A 16,663-nucleotide genomic window follows, 5' to 3' on the forward strand; every position below is an offset into this window, starting at 1 on the left:
GACCGCCCGTGCACGACACCGTTGAGGCGCGCGGCGCCGGGGCCACGGCCCCGGTGCCGGCGCCGCCGTCGACGAGCGCCCTCCGCCGGTTCGGCCGGGCACTCGCCCCGCTTCCGTGGATCGGCCCCGCCGTCATCCTGATCGGGGCCGTGGTCCTGTGGCCGGTGATCGAGATGGTCCGGACGTCGCTGCTGAGGATCAGCTCGTCCGGGGCGACGCTCGGCAGCCGCGGGACCGGCAACTACCACAACCTGTTCGACGAGCCAGACCTCGTCAGCGTGCTGCTGCGCACCGTGGTGTGGGTGGTCGGCGTCGTCGTGGTGACGATCGTGGTGTCGCTGGCGCTCGGGCAGTTGCTCAACGCCCGCTTCCCGGGGCGGCGCGTGGTGCGCTGGGCGGTCATCGTGCCCTGGGCCGCGTCGGTCCTGATGACCGCGCTGACGTGGAAGTGGATGCTCAACTACTACTACGGGGTCGTCAACAAGATCCTCCAGGGCGTCGGGCTCACCGATCACCCGGTGAACTGGCTGTCGCACCCCACGCAGGCACTGATGTGGATGATGTGGGTGGCGGTCTTCGTCTCGCTGCCGTTCACCTCGTTCGTCATCCTGGCCGGCCTGCAGACCGTCCCGGGCGATGTCTACGAGGCGGCCCGGGTCGACGGCGCCGGCCGCGCCACGACGTACTTCCGCATCACGCTGCCGCTGTTGCGGCCGTCCCTGCTGGTCGCGGCGATCATCAACGTGATCAACGTCTTCAACTCCTTCCCGATCATCTACGCGATGACCGGGGGCGGGCCGGGGAGCAAGACCGACACCAGCACGACCTTCATGTACAAGCTCGCCTTCACCGGCACCGGTGACGTCGGGGAGTCCGCCGCGATGGCGGTCGTGAACTTCGCGCTGATCCTGATCCTGGTGTTGGTGTACCTGCGGGTCGTCGGCTGGCGCGGGGAGGCGGAAGCATGAGCAGCCTGAGCACGCCGCGCCGGCAGGGGCCGGGAGGTCGGTCGGGGTCGGTTGGTCGGGGAAGACAGGCGGGGCGATCGGCCGGGGTCGACTGGTCGAAGATGGCCCGCCGGGCGCTCCTCGCCTGTGTCGGCTACCTGGTCGCGTTCGTCTTCGTCGCGCCGTACCTGGAGATGGCGCTGACCGCGCTCAAGCCCGATCGCGAGCTGACCAAGTCGCCGACCACGTTCTTTCCGAAGCACTGGGACTTCGCCAACTTCGTCAACGTGTGGAAAGCAGCGCCGATCTGGAAGAACATGCAGGTGTCGCTCATCGTCGCCGCCGCGGCGACGCTGATCGCACTGGCGGTGGCGCTGCCGGCGGCGTACTACACCGCCCGCAACCGGTTCCGCGGGCGTGGCGCGTTCCTGCTGCTCGTGCTCGTCACCCAGATGTTCGCGCCGACCGCGCTGGTGATCGGCATCTACCGCGAGATGGTGGCGCTCAACCTGACCGACACGCTGTTCGGGCTGATCCTGGTCAACGCCGCCTTCAACCTGCCGTTCTGCGTGTGGATCCTGCACGGGTACTTCTCCAGCATCCCGAAGGCGCTGGAGGAGGCCGCCTACCTGGACGGGGCGGGCAAGGTCAAGGCGCTGACCCGGGTGACGTTGCCGCTGTCCCTGCCCGGCCTGGTCACCGCGGTGATCTACACGTTCATCGGGGCGTGGAACGAGTACGTGGTCGCCCTGACGATCACGTCGTCCCCCGACCGCCAGCCGCTGACCGTGGCCGTCCCCGGATTCGTCACGTCGTACCAGCAGCACTGGCAGTACCTGTTCGCGACCTCGCTGATCGCGATCGTGCCGGTGGTCGTCCTGTTCGTCTTCATCGAGCGCTACCTCATCGGCGGCCTCACCGCCGGCTCGGTGAAGTAACCGCCGTGGGAACGGAGCGGGGGCGGTCGCGCCCCCGCTCCGTACGTTCAGGAGGCGGCGTCGAAGTCGATCGCGGAGTAGGCCCGGAGCTTGGACAGCCGGTGCTCGCTCTTGATCCGGCGGATCGTCCCGCTGCGCGAGCGCATGACCAGCGAGTGCGTGGACGTGATCCCCTTGCCGTACCGGACGCCCTCGACCAACTCGCCGTCGGTGATGCCGGTCGCCGCGAAGAACACGTCGTCGGAGGTCACCAGGTCGTCGGTGGTGAGCACCCGCGACAGGTCGTGCCCGGCGTCGATCGCCTTCTGCCGCTCCGCGTCGTCCTTCGGCCACAGTTTGCCCTGGAGGATGCCGCCGAGGGCCTTGATCGCACAGGCGGCGATGATGCCCTCCGGGGTGCCGCCGATGCCCAGCATCAGGTCGATGCCGGTGCCCTCACGGGCCGCCATGATCGCGCCGGCCACGTCGCCGTCGGTGATGAACTTGATGCGCGCCCCCGCCTCGCGGATCTCCTTCACGATGCCCTCGTGCCGCGGCCGGTCGAGGATCACGACCGTCACGTCACCGGCCGAGCAGCCCTTGGCCCGGGCGACGGCGCGGATGTTGTCGGCGACGGGCGCCTCGATGTTCACCACGTCGGCCGCTTCCGGCCCGGTCGCCAGCTTCTCCATGTAGAACACGGCGGACGGGTCGTACATCGTGCCCCGGGGCGCCACCGCGATCACGGCGATCGCGTTGTTCTGCCCCAGCGCCGTCAGCCGCGTCCCGTCGATCGGGTCGACGGCCACATCGCAGTCGGCGCCGCTGCCGTCCCCGACCTGCTCACCGTTGAACAGCATCGGCGCGTGGTCCTTCTCACCCTCACCGATCACCACGACGCCGTTCATCGACACGGTGTTGATGAGCTGCCGCATGGCGTTCACGGCGGCCCCGTCGGCACCGTTCTTGTCACCCCGCCCGACCCATCGGGCCGCGGCCATCGCCGCCGCCTCCGTCACGCGTACCAGTTCCAGGGCGAGGTTGCGGTCGGGGGCGTGGGCTTCGGTGGCCAGCGGGGACGATACGGTCGTTTCTTCAGTCATGGCGATCCGGGCCTTTCCTGCGGGCTTTACCTGACGGGTCACCCCGGCGGGTCTCCTCCGATCGTATTTCCGAGCAGACAGGGCGTAATCTAGGGCCGTCATGAGCAGCGACATCGAGTGGCAGGCCGGCGAACGGCCGACGCCGGCCGGCGGGCCGTCCGCCCGGCGGGTGTTCCGCCCGGCCCCGACCCGACGAGGAGCGCGCCAGTGAGCGTCGAACCGGTTTCGCGTATGTCGGATCGAGGCGCCGCCACGCGGAGCGCGCTGCTGCAGGCCGCCCGCGAGGTGTTCTCCGAGGCCGGGTTCGCCCAGGCGGCGGTCACCGACATCGTCGCCAAGGCGGGGGCCAGCGTCGGCAGCCTCTACCACCACTTCAGCGGCAAGGCCGATCTCTACCTGACGCTCTTCGGCGAGTTCCAGGCCCGCCAGCAGGAGCGCACGCGCGAGGCCGTCCACACGGCCCGCGACGCGGGCGAGGCCGACCCGATGCGCCTGTTCATCGCGGGGGCGCGCGCCTACCTCGACGGCTGCCTCGCCGAGCCGGACCTGTCCCGGCTGTTCGTGTCCGGTGACGGCCCGCCCGGGTTCGACCGGGTGCTGCACGACCGGCTGCGGACCTGGGCCCGGCGCAACGCCGCGCTCTTCGACGCGGGCGACGGCGACGTCGACGAGGCGCTCGTGGTCGTGCTGACCGGCGCTGTGTCGGGCGCCGTCGCGGAGGTGGCCCTGTCGGAGGACGAAGAGGTCTCCCGGCGGCTGGCCGACGACGTGCTCGTGATCATTTCTAGTCTGGAGGGCCGGCGTGAGCGAAGGCCGTGAGACGGCCCCGGTGACGAACGACCCCGTCACCTCCCCGGAGTCGCCGGTGAGCACCGTCTCCCCGGAGCAGGCGCCGGCCGGCGAGGGGCCCATCGTCGTGTCGCCGTCGGTGTACCGGCGTCTCATGTCCGGGTTTCCGGGGTTCGCGATGGCGATGCTCTCCTGCCTGGTGATCGTCGGGTTCGTGCTGCTGGTCACCCCCCGGCGCAACCAGAGCGCCACGCCGCAGGTGGACTACCGCGGCGACATGAACGGCCTGGTGGCGATCGCGCCGTTCACCGTGCAGGCGCCCCAGGGGCTGGGCCCGAAGTGGTACCCGACGAGTTCGCGGCTGACGGGCCGGGCGAACGGCCCGGTGGGCTGGCATCTCGGCTTCTACACGCCGGACAAGCAGTATGCCGCGCTCGAGGAGAGCAATGAGGGACCCGACGGCAGCGCCGGGTTCGTCGCCCGCATGACGAGCCAGGGCAAGCCGGACGGCTCCCTGCCGGTTGCCGGTGCGACCTGGGACAAGACGTTCCGGAAGGACAAGCACCAGCGGTCGCTGGTGCGGCGGCTGCCCGGCGTGACGCTGGTCGTCACCGGTACGGCCTCGTACGAGGAACTGGCCATGCTGGCGGGCTCGCTCAAACCGCAGCCGAAGAGCCACTCCTAGGATGTCCGTAACCCCCCGGTAGCGGGGAAATTCATGTAGCTTGTGGGGCTATGGGGACCCTACTGATCGTCGCGCTTGCGGAAGGCAATGCAGGCACACACCTCCCCATGGAGACACACCACGGTGGACTCCTCATTCGCAGAACATGAAGTGCTTTCGGATTCCGCGGGCGGGCGATTCACGTCCCTGAGCGGACGCGAACGCACGAGCATGGCGGCGGCCGTCGCCCTCGTCGTCGGACTTGCCCTCGGCGGTGGAGGCTGGCTCGTCTACCGTAACCACACGGCGTGTCAGGACCGGACCCTCACCGTGACGGCCGATCCGGCCATCGCGGCGGCGGTGACCGAAGTGGCGACCCGCTACAACGCGTCGAAGTGCGCCGACGTGAACGTCGTGACCGGCGACTCCGCGCAGACGGCGCGGGTCCTGGCCGCCGGTGACACGACGGCCGACGCCCGGCCCGACGTCTGGATCGCCGACTCCTCGCTGTGGCTCGACGGCGTCAAGGATCCCGCGGTCCGCTCCGCGACGTCCGTGGCCTCGTCTCCGGTCGTGTTCGCCATGACGCCGACCGGCGCCCAGCACTACGGGTCCGCCCTGGTGAAACAGGGCTGGGGCGGTTTCCGTGACGACACCTACCGCCTGCGGTTGCTCGACCCCGATCCGTCCGCGACGGGGATGGCGTCGCTGCTGGCGCTCTCGTCCGCCGCCGGTAACGGCACGGCCGGGCTGCAGGCGTTCAGCCGCATGCTGGAGGACGTCAAGCCGTCGTCCGATCCCACGGAGGCCGTCAACGCCCTCGGTGACCAGGGCGAGCCGCCCGTGCTGCCCCTCTCGGAGCAGACGATCTGGCGGCAGCGGCAGCAGGGACGCCAGGTCGCGGCGGTCTACCCGCAGGCGGCGCCGGTGCTCGACTTCCCGTACGTCGCCCTCACCACGGACCGGGAGCGCAAGCGGATCGCGGCGGGCCTGCTCACCGCGCTGCGCTCGCCCGACGGAGCGGCCCGGCTGCACGACGCCTGGCTCCGTACGCCCGACGGGGCCGCGGGCCGGCTCGTCTCCGCAGGCCTGCCGGCCGCCGCGCCGCGCGTACTCCCGGTGACGAGCCCGGGAGCGGCACGCGCGATGCGCGACACGTGGCGGAAGATGCGAACGAGTCTGCGGGCGCTCGCCCTCGTCGACGTGTCGGACGCCACGCTCGCCCGCATGGGGTCGGGCACGCGTACCCAGATGATGGCGGAGTCGCTGAACAACGGCTTCTCGCTGCTGGACGACGACACCGAGTTCGGGCTGTGGTCCTTCCCCGGCGCCCGTTCCCGCCCGTACCGGCGGCTGGTCGAGGTCGGCCGGCTGCAGGAGATCGGAACCGGCGGCACCCGCAGGGCACGGCTGCAGAAGCAGATCTCCGGGCTGAGGGCGCAGAAGGGGAGAGACGGCGGCCTGTACGACGCGATCCTCGACGCGTACCGCGAACTGTCGCGGAACTACCGGCCCGGCATGCTCAACGAGGTCCTCGTCCTGACCGGCGGCGCCACCGGCGAGCACGACAAGATCTCACTGGACCGGCTGGTGGCCGAGCTCAAGAAGGACTTCGACCCGGAACAACAGGTGAACATCACCTTCCTGGCCTTCGGGAACGGCATCAAGATGGCGCCGCTCAAGAAGATCGCCGAGGCCACGCAGGGCGCCGCCTACAACATCCAGAACGATCGGCAGATCATGACGTTGTTCCGGTGCGCCATCCCGCTGCGGGTCAAGGACGACCTGCGCTGTTCCCAGTGACCCATGAACGGCACTCTGTCCTCGCGGCTGAGCGTTACCGTCCGGCTGCTGATGTACGCGCGTCTGCTGTTGCTCGCGATGGCCGTGGTCCTCGTGCCGAGCGAGCAGTTCACCCCCACGGTGCTCGTCCCGATGGGCGTCGTGGCCGCGGTCTCGCTCGCGGTCGCCCAGGTGCCCCGGCGGCTGCTGCCGCTGCTGGCCCGCACGCCGGTCACGCTCGCCGTGGACGCCGCGGCGGCCTACCTCGTGCTGCAGGCCGCCGGGGCCTTCGGTCCGTACTTCCTGTTCAGCGTGGTCACGTCGGCTCTCGCCGGAGTGCTGTACGAGTGGCGGGGACTGCTGTTCGTCTGCGCGCTGCAGATCGCCCTGTACGACCTCGCCGCCCGCTCGATCGAGAGCGTCAACCTCCAGGCGGTGGTCGCGCTGCCCGTCTTCTACCCGGTGGCGGGGTGCATCGGCGTCGCCGTGCACCGGCTGCTCGTGCAGTTCGCCGAGGCGGAGGAGGCCCGCCGCAGGGCCGAGGTGGTGGCGGCGTCCGCGGAGGAACGCCTGCGGCTCGCCCGTGACATGCACGACTCACTGGCCAAGACGCTGCACGGCGTCGCGCTCTCGGCGGCCGCGCTGCCCGCCTGGGTGCGCAAGTCACCGGAGCGCGCCGAACAGGAGGCACAGAACATCGCCACCGGTGCGAAGGTCGCGGTGGCCGAGGCCCGCGAGCTCATCGCCGGCCTGCGGGACGGCGGACAGAGCCGGCCCCTCGCCGCGGCCGTCCGCCAGATGGCGGAGGACTGGGCGGCGTGCACCGGCGTCACGGTGGTGGTCGTCACCGAGGACGACGTGGAGCTTCCGCCCGTCCGGCGAGCGGAGACACTGGCGATCCTGAAAGAGGCGCTGACCAACGTGGAACGGCACGCGGCCGCCACGACGGTGCAGGTCGGCCTGACCACGGACGACCGCGGCGTGCGGCTGTGGGTGCGCGACGACGGGAAGGGCTTCGAATGCCCGCCCGAGATGGCGGACCTGACGGCCGACCTGGCGCGGGGCGGTCACTACGGGGTCGTCGGAATGGGAGAACGAGCCAGGCGGGTCGGCGGCGAACTCACGCTGGCGTCCTCGCCCGGGAAAGGCAGCACCCTCACGGTCAGCCTGCCGGAGGTTCACCGAGCACGGGAGACGGTTCGATGATCAGCGTCATGGTGGCGGACGACAACCCGGTGGTCCTCATGGGGCTCGTGGCCCTGCTCGAGACCGCCGACGACGTCAAGGTGGTCGCGACGGCCGGAGACGGCCGGCAGGCCATCGACCTGGCGCGGCAGCTGCGCCCGGACCTCGTGCTCCTCGACGTGCGCATGCCCGACGTCGACGGCGTACGGGCGGCCCGGACGCTCAGCACCATCACCAAGGTGCTGATGCTCTCCTACAGCGACGACTCCGAGTCGATCCGCTCGTCCATCCAGGCCGGCGCCGTCGGCTACCTCATCCACGGGTCCTTCTCCCCGGACGAACTCGTCGTGGCGATCCGCGACGTGGTCGCGGGCCGGGCCAACCCGCTGTCCGCGGTCGCGGCCCGCGTCGTGGTACAGACGCTGCAGTCCGCGTCGGGCGCCTCACCGGCGGGCGACGAGTGCCTGGGCCTGTCCACGCGGGAGGTCGAGGTGATGCGGCTCATCACGCAGGGACGCTCGAACGTCGAGATCGCCGACGAACTCGTCCTCTCCGAGAAGACCGTCAAGAACCACGTCAGCCGCATCTACGCGAAGCTCGGCGTGCGAACGAGGGCGGCGGCGATCGCCCGCTGGCTGGGCACGGCGAGCTCCTGACCGCCGCGCCCGCCGTCTCACCCCACCGTCCGTACGGCCCGTACGGCGATGCGCGGCAAGGCGGCGGCACAGGTCCGAACAGCGGTGTGAGTCGTAACAACGGCGCTCGGAACGGCGGCGTGGGTCAGGGCGGCGCGGGGAGGTAGGACGTCGGTACGGGGCAGGGCAGCGGCGCGGGGCCGGGCGGCGCCGGGAGGTAGGACGTCGGTACGGATCCGGGCGGCGACACGAGTCCGGGCGGCGGCACGGGTCAGAACGGCGCGTTCTCCGGGCGTTCCGTGGGCTCGGCGCGCTCGGCCATGGCGGCCGCGAGCCGGGCCCGGGCCCCCTCGAGCCACTCCCCGCAGATCGCGGCCAGTCTCTCGCCGCGCTCCCAGAGCGCCAGCGACTCCTCCAGTGTGAGCCCGCCCGCCTCAAGCCGCCGCACGACGTCCGTCAGCTCGTCGCGCGCCTGTTCGTAGGACAGCTCCGGTTTCTCCTCCGCCACATCCCCCACCCTAAGGGCGGCGGACCTAGGATTCCGCCCATGCCCCTCGTACGTGCCGCGGTCGTCACGCCATCGACCGGCGGCCCGGCCCGGACGGCGAGCCGCTGTACCGCTCTCTCGGCTTCACCGAGCACCCCGTGCCGACGCTCAGCCGCAAGGGGTAGAGCGCCCTCCGGTCAGTGGGACGACAGGTTTCCGATGATCACGAGCATCCAGAACAGAGCGAAGATCACCGGGTAGACGTAGGCGGTCGGCCGCTGGAACACCGGCGGGCCCGGGTCCAGGGGCGCCCGGCCGGCGAGCGGCTGCGGGGCCGGCAGGTTCGCGACCTTGCCGCGAGCGATGATGTTCATCAGCAGGAAGATCGGGGTGAGGACCAGCGCGCCGATGCTGCACCAGCCGCCGGCGAGCGTCTTGGTCGTCTGCTTGCGGAACGTCGCCAGACCGCAGTCACGGCAGAACGGCCCGGTCGCCGTCCAGATCGTGTGCATGACGACGGCGCCCACGACACCCCGGAAGGTCGCGTGCGCGGCGGGCGCGCTGCCGCAGACGCGGCAGGTCACGCCGTTGTTGAACGACGCCGCCGGGTAGTCCTGCTGCTCCTGCTGGTAGGCCGGGTACCCCTGGGGCTGTGCTTGAAAGCCCTGCTGCTGTCCCTGGTAGCCCTGTTGCGGTCCCGGATATCCCTGGGGCTGTCCCTGGTACGCCTGCGGCTGCCCCTGGTAGGGCTGCTGGTAACCCTGCCCGGCCGGGTACGGCTGCTGGTATCCCGCCGGCTGCCCCTGCGCGGGCGGGTATCCCTGCGGCGCCTGCTGGGGCTGCTGGCCCTGGTACGGCTGCTGGTATCCCTGCTGGCCGTAGGGCTGCTGACCGTAAGGGCCGGGGGAGGGCTGCTGGTACGGCGGAGGCTGGGTCAACGGAGGTCCTTAAACGACGATCTCGGGCCCTTGCCGCTGTCACGATCGGCCCGAACGGGAAATACGGGACAAGACTCTATCTTCGCGACCTGTGTGACCGGTGCGCATCCCGTTTCGAAGAGTGTGCAATCGTTCCTCAGACCGCGTCGATCCGCACCGTGACCCGGCCGTCCTTGAACCGCAGCAGCAACTCGTCGTCCTTGCTCACGTCCGCCGCCGCGCGTACGACGGACTCGTCGGGGCGCTGCGCGATGGCGTAGCCCCGCTCGAGCGTGGCCGCCGGTGACAGGGCGACGAGCCGCGCGCGGGTGTGGGAGAGGCCGTCCTCCGCCCGGTCCAGCGCCGCGGACAGGCAGCGCCGGGACCGGTCCCGCAGCGTCGCCACGCCCTCCGCCTGGCGTTCGATCTCGCGGGCCGGGTCGGCCAGCGCGGGCCGGGAGCGCATCCCCGCAAGCCACTGGACCTCCCGTTCGACCCGTCCGGACAGGCACCGGCGCCCCCGGTCGCGCAGCTGCCCGATCAGCGCGAGCTGCTCGCGCACGTCGGGCACGGTCTTCTTGGCCGCGTCCGTCGGGGTCGAGGCGCGCACGTCGGCGACGTAGTCGAGCAGAGGCGTGTCCTGCTCATGGCCGATCGCGGAGACCACGGGCGTACGGGCGGCCGCCACCGCGCGGACCAGCGCCTCGTCGGAGAACGGCAGGAGATCCTCCAGAGACCCGCCTCCACGGGCGATGATGATCACATCGACGTCGGGAGCGGCGTCCAGCCGGTGGAGCGCGTCGATGATCTCGTTCACCGCGTACGACCCCTGCACGGCGGTGTTCTCGACGGTGAAGCGGACGGCGGGCCAGCGGCGCCGGGAGTTCTCCAGCACGTCGCGCTCGGCGGCGGAGTCGCGGCCGCAGATCAGCCCGATCGTGCCGGGCAGGAAGGGCAGCGGCCGCTTTCGCTCGGCGTTGAACACCCCTTCGGAGGTGAGGAGCTGCTTGAGGCGTTCGAGCCGGGCCAGCAGCTCGCCGACACCGACCGGCCGGATCTCGAACGCCGAGAGCGCGAACGAACCCCGGTTGATGTAGAAGTCCGGTTTGGCGTGCACGACGACCCGAGCACCGTCGACGACGGCCGGACCGGCGTTGTCGCACACCGCCCGCGGGCAGACCACCCGCACGGAGACGTTGGCGACCGGGTCGCGCAGCGTGAAGTACACCGTGCCGGCCCGGCGGTTCAGCTCGGTGATCTGCCCCTCGACCCAGATCCGGCCGAGCTTGGCGATCCAGCCGCCTACCAGCTGCAGAACGGTGCGGACCGGGGTGGGCGACTCCGGTGAGGTCTCCAACGCCATGAGGGAAGCCTAGCCAATACTTCGTCACCCGATATATGGTTCGGCGTCATGCGGTCGATGAGCGAACCCACGTACTTCATTCTGGCAGCGCTCCTCGACGGTCCCCTGCACGGCTACGCGATCATCAAGCGCGCCGAGGAACAGTCCGGCGGCCGGGTGCGGCTCGCGGTCGGCACGCTGTACGGCGCGCTCGACCGGCTTGCCGGCACCGGCATGATCGCCGTGGACCGTGAGGAGACCGTCGGTGGACGGCCCCGCCGCTACTTCCGGATCACCGAGGACGGCGCCGAGGCCGTCACCGAGGAGGCGAAGCGCATGGCCCGAGCGGCCAGGATCGTGTTCGGACGGCCCGGAACGGCACTGTCGTGAGCGGCCCGGAGCCGCGCGACGCCGAGCGGATCGAGGCGCGTCCGGGCGTGGCGGAGCGGTGCTACCACCGCCTGCTGCGGGCGTACCCGCCCGCCTATCGCGCCGCGCACGGAGAGGAGATCGTCGGAACACTCCTGGAGGTCTCGGCGGGGCGTGGGCGACCGTCCGCCCGCGAGTCCGCCGGCCTGGTGCGCGGCGGTCTGGCGGCCCGCCTCCACGAGCGCACCGCGCACCCCACTCCGTGGTGGGCCGACGGCCTGGCCCTGGGCGCCTTCCTCATCGCCCTGAGCGACCTCGCCGCCGACCTCGCGCACCTCGACGGCGGCGTGGGGAACGCCGCGTGGCTGGTGTGTTCGCTGGTCCTGGTCGGGGCACTCCTCCACGGCCGGTTCCAGGTGGCGCTGACCGTGACGTTGCTCCAGGTGTTCCAGCTGATCTGCCCGCTGATCGGTGCCGCGGACCTCACGGGTGGCCTCCTGCCGTTCTTCGGCCCGGTGAACGGCGGCGCGATGGACCTCATGGGGTACGTCCCCATGGCGGTCGCCCTGACCGTCCTCGTGGTGCGCCGTCCGCCCAGGCCACGGAGTCGTTCGTGGTGGTGGGCGGCCGGGGCGGTCGTCCTGTCGGCGGCCTGGCACGTGCAGGTCCAGTGGGCCGCCCACCGCGAGACGCTCTGCACCGCCGACGACATCTGCCGCAGGGTCTGGGTGGTCGACCGGGTCGAACTCTACGGGGACGTCTACCTCGCCCTGATGATCCTCCTGCTGTCCTGCGGGATCTGGGCGACCGCGGTGACCAGGGACCTGCGCTGGCCGCTGGCCGCGGCGATCTTCCTCCTGGCGAGCGCCGTCCCTAATGTCGCCCTCACGATGACCAGCGCCATCGGCGCGATGCTGATCCCGGTCGTGTTCTGGGCCGTCCAGGCCGTCCTGGTCGCGGCGATGGTCGTCACAGCCCGCCGAGGCGCCCGCGCTCGGGCCTGAGTCGTCCTCCCGGCGATGCGTGTCCGTCAGCGGCCGCGCGGGAGGGGAGCTCCGGCGGTCACCCGGGACCTGCGCTGGCCGCTCGCCGGGAGGTTCTTCCTCCTGGCGAACGCCGGCCCCTATGCCCTTCGCACGATGGCCGGCGGTCTCGGCCCGGCCGCACTCTGGGGCGTCCAGGTCCTGCTCGTCGGCGCGATGATCGTCTCACGGCCCGTCTAGGTGTCCGCGCCCGGGTCTGAGTCACGCCGCATCCTCCCCGAGTGCGCTGAGTGTGCCCTCGAGGAGGCGTCGGTGATCACTTCCCGCTGCGGTGCGGGTCAGCTCTGGCTTCGCAGTTTGGCGATGCGGTTCTCGTACATGCGCAGGAAATCGGCGCGGGCGGCGTGCGCCCGCTCGTAGTCGCGCAGTTCGTTGACCTGACGCGCGTTGAGGTTGCGCAGCCGGGCCCGTACGGACGCGATCGAGGCGCCGTCGTAGTCGGGGATCGGCAGCTCCTTGCCGGAAGCCGGCCCGGTGCTCGGCGCGGTCGTGCCCGCGCTCCCGGCGGCCTCCGCCTTCGCCGCGGCGGCGGGCGCGCTCTTGGCCGGAGCGGCCTTCGCCTTGGCCGGAGCCGCGGGCACGGCCGCCTTCGCGGGAGCGCCGGTGGTCCTTCCCTTCGCGGCCGGCCCCGCGGTCTTCGCGGACGTCGCGGACTCGGCGGCGCGCGCGGCCTTGGCCGGCTTCGCCTCGGTCGCCTTCGCCTCGGCCGCCTTGGTCCGGCGTGCGGCCGTGCCGGACCGCGAGGCCGACGCGGCGGCGCCCTTCGCCCCGGACGCGGCCGGCTTGTCCTTCGCCGGAGCGGACTCGGCCCGCGAGGCGGCCGACGGCTTCGTACGGCCAGGCGCCGGGCGTGTACGCGCGGCCCCGCTCGGCTTGCCCACGGCGATCTCGGAGCTCGCCGCGGACGGCGCGGGGCCTTCCCCGGCGTCCGCCTGCTCATCGGGAGCGGTTCGTCCGGTGACCTTGCCCACGATCCGGCCGGTGAGGTCCTCCGCGTCGCCGCGAAGCCGCCCGAGCACGGGTCCCAGGCCCGCCTCACGGGCCTCTTTGTAGTCCTTCCGGACACGGTCGGTGAGCAGCAGCGCCTGACCGACGCCCATCACGGCCAGCCGGGCGGCGTGGATGGGGAGTTCGCTGACGGTCTCCCGGACTTGCTCCTTCAGCCGGCGCGGCGATCGTGTCATCGTTGTTTCAGCTCCCTCCAGCCCCGCGGACGCGGACTGGTCGGTATGACGGATCTGTTATCCACCACTCTGCCCTACGGTGCAGTGGCGTTCACGCGCCGTGGCCGGGTTTTTCTTCGCCCGAAACCGGCGCACTCCGATCACACCTACCATGGAACACATGACTCGTCGGGTTCTTCTGGCCAAGCCGCGCGGCTACTGCGCGGGCGTCGATCGTGCGGTGCAGACGGTGGAGTTGGCGCTCGAGCGCTACGGCGCGCCCATCTACGTCCGCAAGCAGATCGTCCACAACGTCCACGTGGTGAAGACCCTCGAAGAACGCGGCGCCATCTTCGTCGAGGAGACCGAGGAGGTGCCGGAGGGCGCCATCGTCGTCTTCTCCGCGCACGGCGTCGCCCCGGTCGTCCACGACGAGGCCGCCGATCTGAAGCTCCGTACGATCGACGCCACCTGCCCGCTGGTCACCAAGGTCCACAAGGAGGCCAGGCGGTTCGCCACCGACGACTACGACATCCTCCTGATCGGGCACGAGGGGCACGAGGAGGTCATCGGCACCAGCGGCGAGGCCCCCGAGCACATCCAGCTGGTCGACGGTCCCGACGACGTCGCGAACGTCCAGGTGCGCGACCCTGAGAAGGTCGTGTGGCTCTCCCAGACCACGCTGTCGGTCGACGAGACGAACGCCACGGTCGAGGCCCTCCGCGCCCGCTTCCCGAAGCTTCTCGACCCGCCGTCCGACGACATCTGCTACGCCACGCAGAACCGCCAGGTCGCGGTCAAGGAGATCGCCGCCGAGTCGCAGCTGGTCATCGTGGTCGGCTCGCAGAACTCCTCCAACTCCAAGCGTCTCGTCGAGGTGGCCAAGGACCACGGCGCCGACGCCGCGTACCTCGTCGACTACGCCGAGCAGATCGACGCGGCGTGGCTCGAGGGGGTCGACACCATCGGGCTGACCAGCGGCGCGTCGGTGCCGGAAGAGCTGATCGAGGGCGTGCTGGCCCGCCTCGCGGAGTTCGGTTTCGACAGTGTCGAAGAGGTCGAGTCCGTTCGCGAGCGGATGGTCTTCGCGCTGCCCCACGAACTCCGCCGCGACCTGCGCTCGGCTTAGGGCCTGTCTCGAAGTCCCGCTGTCCTACTGCGCGGCGCCCAGGCGGCGCCTCGCCGCGTTGTCGTCGGTCGCCAGCCAACACCAGGCTGACTCCCTCCTCCGCCTTGCGAGGCACCACCTGGACACCGCTCGCTACGGACGGGGACTCCGAGACAGGCCCGAGGGGAGCGTCACTCGCCCGCGGGCTCCTCCGCGGGCGGGGCCTTCGCGGCCGGGAGCCGTCCTCCGGGGCTCTCGTCCCACCGGACCGGGTCGTCGTCCTCGTCCTTCTTCCGGCCGCGCAGCGACGTGCGGCCGCGGAACGGGTTGTCGGCCGCGACCCGGGCGCTCAGATCCCGCAGGTTCGCGGGAAGACCCCGCGGAACGGCGATCAGTACGACGAGCACCGCGCCGACGAAGAGCCAGGGCACGCTCGAGGTCAGCTTCGCCGCCACGGCCACCACGGTGCTCAGCAGGAACGACTTCTCCCCGACCGATCCGATGAGCGCCGACACCAGCGTCACCAGGAAGAACAGCAGCGGCGGGCTCACCACGAGTGTCAGCAGGTCCGTACGGCGGGTCGCCAGCACCGCCAGCAGGCACCCGACGACGAAGAAGAGCCCCTGCGCCGACCGCAGCCCGAACATTCCGCCGATCACCGCGCCGAGCAGCGTGCACGCGAGCACCACGGTTGCGCCGCCCCGGCCGGTCAGCGTGACGGCCGAGCGGGCCCGTGAGCGCTCCGCCGGGGTCGCGGCCGGACGCCGCGTCGTCTCAGGTCGCCGAGCGGAGACCGTCTCAGGGTCTCCGCGCGTGTCCGTTGCCACCAGCCCGCCTCAGGGTCGACAGTGCCTGCCTCCACGGTAACCCGTTCGGTACGCCGCGTCTCGCGACACGACGTCAGGGGAGCAGGCGGATCTGACGATGTTCCTCGGCGTCGTCGGCGAGCTCCGCGGCGGACGGGGAGCGGGCCGGTTCGTCCACGGAGGCGGGCGGGTCGAGGTCGGCGTCGGTCACGCCCAGCTCGTTGAGCCGGCGCGCGGTGACCAGGACCCGGCTCTCCAGCGACCCGATCGTCCGGTTGTAGGCGACGACGGCGTTCGTCAGGGACTTACCGAGCTGGTCGACGTGGCGGCCGAGCGTGCCGAGCCGCTCGTACAGCTCCCGGCCGAGCTCGAACACCGCACGGGCGTTCTCCGACAACGCCTGCTGCTGCCAGGCGTAATGGGCCGTACGCAGCAGGCTGACCAGCGTCGTCGGCGTGGCGATGTGCACGCGGCGGCGCATCGCGTACTCCAGCAGCCCGGGGTCCCGGTCCAGCGCCGGCGCCAGGAACGCCTCGCCCGGCACGAACAGCACCACGAACTCCGGAGCCGGGCTGAACGCCTGCCAGTACGACTTGGCCCCCAGGCGGTCCACGTGCTCACGCAGGTGCCGCGCGTGCGCGTCCAGCCGCGCCTCCCACGCCGCGGGGTCGTCCGCCCCGGCGGCGTCCAGGTAGGCGGCCAGGGACACCTTCGAGTCGACGACGATGTTCTTGCCGCCCGCCAGCCGTACGACCATGTCGGGCCGGAGGCCGTTCGCGGCGGTGGCCTGCTCGTCGAAGTCGCAGTGCCGGGTCATCCCGGAGATCTCCACCACCCGGCGCAGCTGGAGCTCGCCCCACCGGCCGCGCGCCTCCGGCCGCTGCAGGGCCCGTACGAGCGTCTGCGTCTCCCGGCGGAGCTGGTCGGAACTCTGGCGTACGAACTCGACCTGCTTGGCCAGCATGGCGTGCGACTCACGCCGCCCGGTCTCGACCTCGCGCAGCTGCGCCTCGACCTTGTTCAGCGTGTCCCTGAGCGGCGCGATGCGCTTGTCCAGCTCACCGGCGGCCTCGGCGTTGGCGGTCGCCAGGCGGGTTCCGGCGAGTTCGAGGAAGCGCTGGTTGCTCGCGTCGAGCGCCTCCGCCGACAGCGCCTGGAACCGCTCGGTCAGCCGCTCCTCGACGTACGCGAGCTTCTCCTCGGCGGCCTTCGCCCGCGCGGTGATCACCGCGGTCCGGCTCCGCGCCCACGCGATGCCGAGCGCCGTACCCACGACCAGACCGATCACCAGCCCGAGGAGAACGTCCATGCCCGCATCGTGACAAAAGCAGTGCGCGAATGTCCGCCCGACGCGCGGGCGAGACCGTTGACCTCCCGCCGTCTGGGCCGTCCGGCCGGTCCCCGAG

At 71.3% G+C, this 16,663-nt stretch carries 18 protein-coding genes; 11 read left to right on the plus strand and 7 right to left on the minus strand.

Going from position 1 to position 16,663, the window contains the following annotated elements; all coding sequences use genetic code 11:
- Window positions 1-8: 8 nt before the first annotated feature.
- Window positions 9-968, plus strand: coding sequence for a carbohydrate ABC transporter permease (locus tag ACQP2O_RS07565; RefSeq protein WP_433181177.1), 960 nt, complete (start codon window positions 9-11; stop codon window positions 966-968).
- A complete protein-coding gene (locus tag ACQP2O_RS07570) occupies window positions 965-1,885 on the plus strand; it encodes a carbohydrate ABC transporter permease (protein ID WP_433181179.1) in 921 nt (306 codons plus the stop codon). The genes ACQP2O_RS07565 and ACQP2O_RS07570 overlap by 4 nt, the downstream gene beginning before the upstream one ends.
- 47 nt (window positions 1,886-1,932) lie before the next feature.
- Here ACQP2O_RS07570 and glpX read toward each other — a convergent pair whose 3' ends face one another.
- Window positions 1,933-2,967 carry a class II fructose-bisphosphatase gene (glpX, locus tag ACQP2O_RS07575; protein WP_433181181.1) on the minus strand — a complete coding sequence of 345 codons (1,035 nt, stop codon included), beginning with the start codon at window positions 2,965-2,967 and terminating at the stop codon, window positions 1,933-1,935.
- 231 nt (window positions 2,968-3,198) lie between these two features.
- Between glpX and ACQP2O_RS07580 the strand changes: the two genes are divergently transcribed.
- The 5 genes from ACQP2O_RS07580 to ACQP2O_RS07600 all read left to right on the plus strand — a co-directional run bounded on the left by ACQP2O_RS07580 (window position 3,199) and on the right by ACQP2O_RS07600 (window position 8,043).
- A complete protein-coding gene (locus tag ACQP2O_RS07580) occupies window positions 3,199-3,786 on the plus strand; it encodes a TetR/AcrR family transcriptional regulator (RefSeq protein ID WP_433190958.1) in 588 nt (195 codons plus the stop codon).
- The gene (locus tag ACQP2O_RS07585; protein ID WP_433181182.1) at window positions 3,770-4,441 is read left to right on the plus strand and encodes a DUF4245 domain-containing protein; all 672 of its coding nucleotides are present in this window, start codon (window positions 3,770-3,772) and stop codon (window positions 4,439-4,441) included. Before ACQP2O_RS07580 ends, ACQP2O_RS07585 begins: the two co-directional genes overlap by 17 nt.
- A gap of 150 nt (window positions 4,442-4,591) precedes the next feature.
- On the plus strand, window positions 4,592-6,223 hold the full coding sequence (locus tag ACQP2O_RS07590) for a substrate-binding and VWA domain-containing protein (RefSeq protein ID WP_433181183.1): 1,632 nt from the start codon (window positions 4,592-4,594) through the stop codon (window positions 6,221-6,223).
- A 3-nt stretch (window positions 6,224-6,226) separates the two neighbouring features.
- Entirely contained in the window at window positions 6,227-7,408 is a 1,182-nt protein-coding gene (locus ACQP2O_RS07595) for a sensor histidine kinase (RefSeq protein ID WP_433181185.1), read from the plus strand.
- Window positions 7,405-8,043 carry a response regulator gene (locus ACQP2O_RS07600; RefSeq protein ID WP_433181187.1) on the plus strand — a complete coding sequence of 213 codons (639 nt, stop codon included), beginning with the start codon at window positions 7,405-7,407 and terminating at the stop codon, window positions 8,041-8,043. Before ACQP2O_RS07595 ends, ACQP2O_RS07600 begins: the two co-directional genes overlap by 4 nt.
- Window positions 8,044-8,293: 250 nt before the next feature.
- On the opposite strand, the gene ACQP2O_RS07605 is transcribed toward ACQP2O_RS07600, so the two are convergent.
- The 3 genes from ACQP2O_RS07605 to xseA all read right to left on the minus strand — a co-directional run bounded on the left by ACQP2O_RS07605 (window position 8,294) and on the right by xseA (window position 10,789).
- Window positions 8,294-8,530 carry an exodeoxyribonuclease VII small subunit gene (locus tag ACQP2O_RS07605; RefSeq protein ID WP_433181189.1) on the minus strand — a complete coding sequence of 79 codons (237 nt, stop codon included), beginning with the start codon at window positions 8,528-8,530 and terminating at the stop codon, window positions 8,294-8,296.
- 176 nt (window positions 8,531-8,706) lie between these two features.
- Window positions 8,707-9,447, minus strand: a complete 741-nt coding sequence (locus ACQP2O_RS07610) for a hypothetical protein (protein WP_433181191.1) — start codon at window positions 9,445-9,447, stop codon at window positions 8,707-8,709.
- Between the two features lie 136 nt (window positions 9,448-9,583).
- On the minus strand, window positions 9,584-10,789 hold the full coding sequence (xseA, locus tag ACQP2O_RS07615) for an exodeoxyribonuclease VII large subunit (protein WP_433181193.1): 1,206 nt from the start codon (window positions 10,787-10,789) through the stop codon (window positions 9,584-9,586).
- 57 nt (window positions 10,790-10,846) lie between these two features.
- On the opposite strand from xseA, the gene ACQP2O_RS07620 reads away from it, so the two are divergent.
- The 3 genes from ACQP2O_RS07620 to ACQP2O_RS07630 are packed head-to-tail and all read left to right on the plus strand — an operon-like array spanning window position 10,847 to window position 12,360.
- Window positions 10,847-11,158, plus strand: a complete 312-nt coding sequence (locus ACQP2O_RS07620; protein WP_433181195.1) for a PadR family transcriptional regulator — start codon at window positions 10,847-10,849, stop codon at window positions 11,156-11,158.
- Window positions 11,155-12,141: a hypothetical protein gene (locus ACQP2O_RS07625; protein WP_433181197.1), complete on the plus strand. Its 987-nt coding sequence runs from the start codon at window positions 11,155-11,157 to the stop codon at window positions 12,139-12,141. Before ACQP2O_RS07620 ends, ACQP2O_RS07625 begins: the two co-directional genes overlap by 4 nt.
- Before the next feature lie 15 nt (window positions 12,142-12,156).
- Complete coding sequence (locus tag ACQP2O_RS07630; protein WP_433181199.1) at window positions 12,157-12,360, plus strand: hypothetical protein; 204 nt, start codon at window positions 12,157-12,159, stop codon at window positions 12,358-12,360.
- Between the two features lie 98 nt (window positions 12,361-12,458).
- Here ACQP2O_RS07630 and ACQP2O_RS07635 read toward each other — a convergent pair whose 3' ends face one another.
- The gene (locus ACQP2O_RS07635; protein ID WP_433181201.1) at window positions 12,459-13,364 is read right to left on the minus strand and encodes a hypothetical protein; all 906 of its coding nucleotides are present in this window, start codon (window positions 13,362-13,364) and stop codon (window positions 12,459-12,461) included.
- Window positions 13,365-13,524: 160 nt separating this feature from the next.
- Here ACQP2O_RS07635 and ACQP2O_RS07640 point away from each other — a divergent pair, with 160 nt between their 5' ends.
- A complete protein-coding gene (locus ACQP2O_RS07640; RefSeq protein WP_433181203.1) occupies window positions 13,525-14,472 on the plus strand; it encodes a 4-hydroxy-3-methylbut-2-enyl diphosphate reductase in 948 nt (315 codons plus the stop codon).
- Between the two features lie 170 nt (window positions 14,473-14,642).
- Here the strand turns inward: ACQP2O_RS07640 and ACQP2O_RS07645 are convergent, their stop codons facing one another.
- Both ACQP2O_RS07645 and ACQP2O_RS07650 read right to left on the minus strand, forming a co-directional pair.
- Window positions 14,643-15,278, minus strand: a complete 636-nt coding sequence (locus ACQP2O_RS07645; RefSeq protein WP_433181205.1) for a DUF6542 domain-containing protein — start codon at window positions 15,276-15,278, stop codon at window positions 14,643-14,645.
- A 73-nt stretch (window positions 15,279-15,351) separates the two neighbouring features.
- Window positions 15,352-16,566 carry a DNA recombination protein RmuC gene (locus ACQP2O_RS07650; protein ID WP_433181207.1) on the minus strand — a complete coding sequence of 405 codons (1,215 nt, stop codon included), beginning with the start codon at window positions 16,564-16,566 and terminating at the stop codon, window positions 15,352-15,354.
- Window positions 16,567-16,663: the final 97 nt, after the last annotated feature.

The organism is Actinoallomurus sp. CA-150999 (assembly GCF_050942425.1).
GTDB lineage: Bacteria > Actinomycetota > Actinomycetes > Streptosporangiales > Streptosporangiaceae > Actinoallomurus.

Coding starts and splice junctions, on each gene's coding strand:
- ACQP2O_RS07570 (WP_433181179.1), top strand. CDS start 965: ATGAGCAGCCTGAGCACGCCGCGCCGGCAGGGGCCGGGAGGTCGGTCG.
- glpX (WP_433181181.1), bottom strand. CDS start 2,967: ATGACTGAAGAAACGACCGTATCGTCCCCGCTGGCCACCGAAGCCCAC.
- ACQP2O_RS07580 (WP_433190958.1), top strand. CDS start 3,199: ATGTCGGATCGAGGCGCCGCCACGCGGAGCGCGCTGCTGCAGGCCGCC.
- ACQP2O_RS07595 (WP_433181185.1), top strand. CDS start 6,227: ATGAACGGCACTCTGTCCTCGCGGCTGAGCGTTACCGTCCGGCTGCTG.
- ACQP2O_RS07600 (WP_433181187.1), top strand. CDS start 7,405: ATGATCAGCGTCATGGTGGCGGACGACAACCCGGTGGTCCTCATGGGG.
- xseA (WP_433181193.1), bottom strand. CDS start 10,789: ATGGCGTTGGAGACCTCACCGGAGTCGCCCACCCCGGTCCGCACCGTT.
- ACQP2O_RS07620 (WP_433181195.1), top strand. CDS start 10,847: ATGAGCGAACCCACGTACTTCATTCTGGCAGCGCTCCTCGACGGTCCC.
- ACQP2O_RS07630 (WP_433181199.1), top strand. CDS start 12,157: ATGCGTGTCCGTCAGCGGCCGCGCGGGAGGGGAGCTCCGGCGGTCACC.
- ACQP2O_RS07635 (WP_433181201.1), bottom strand. CDS start 13,364: ATGACACGATCGCCGCGCCGGCTGAAGGAGCAAGTCCGGGAGACCGTC.
- ACQP2O_RS07640 (WP_433181203.1), top strand. CDS start 13,525: ATGACTCGTCGGGTTCTTCTGGCCAAGCCGCGCGGCTACTGCGCGGGC.
- ACQP2O_RS07650 (WP_433181207.1), bottom strand. CDS start 16,566: ATGGACGTTCTCCTCGGGCTGGTGATCGGTCTGGTCGTGGGTACGGCG.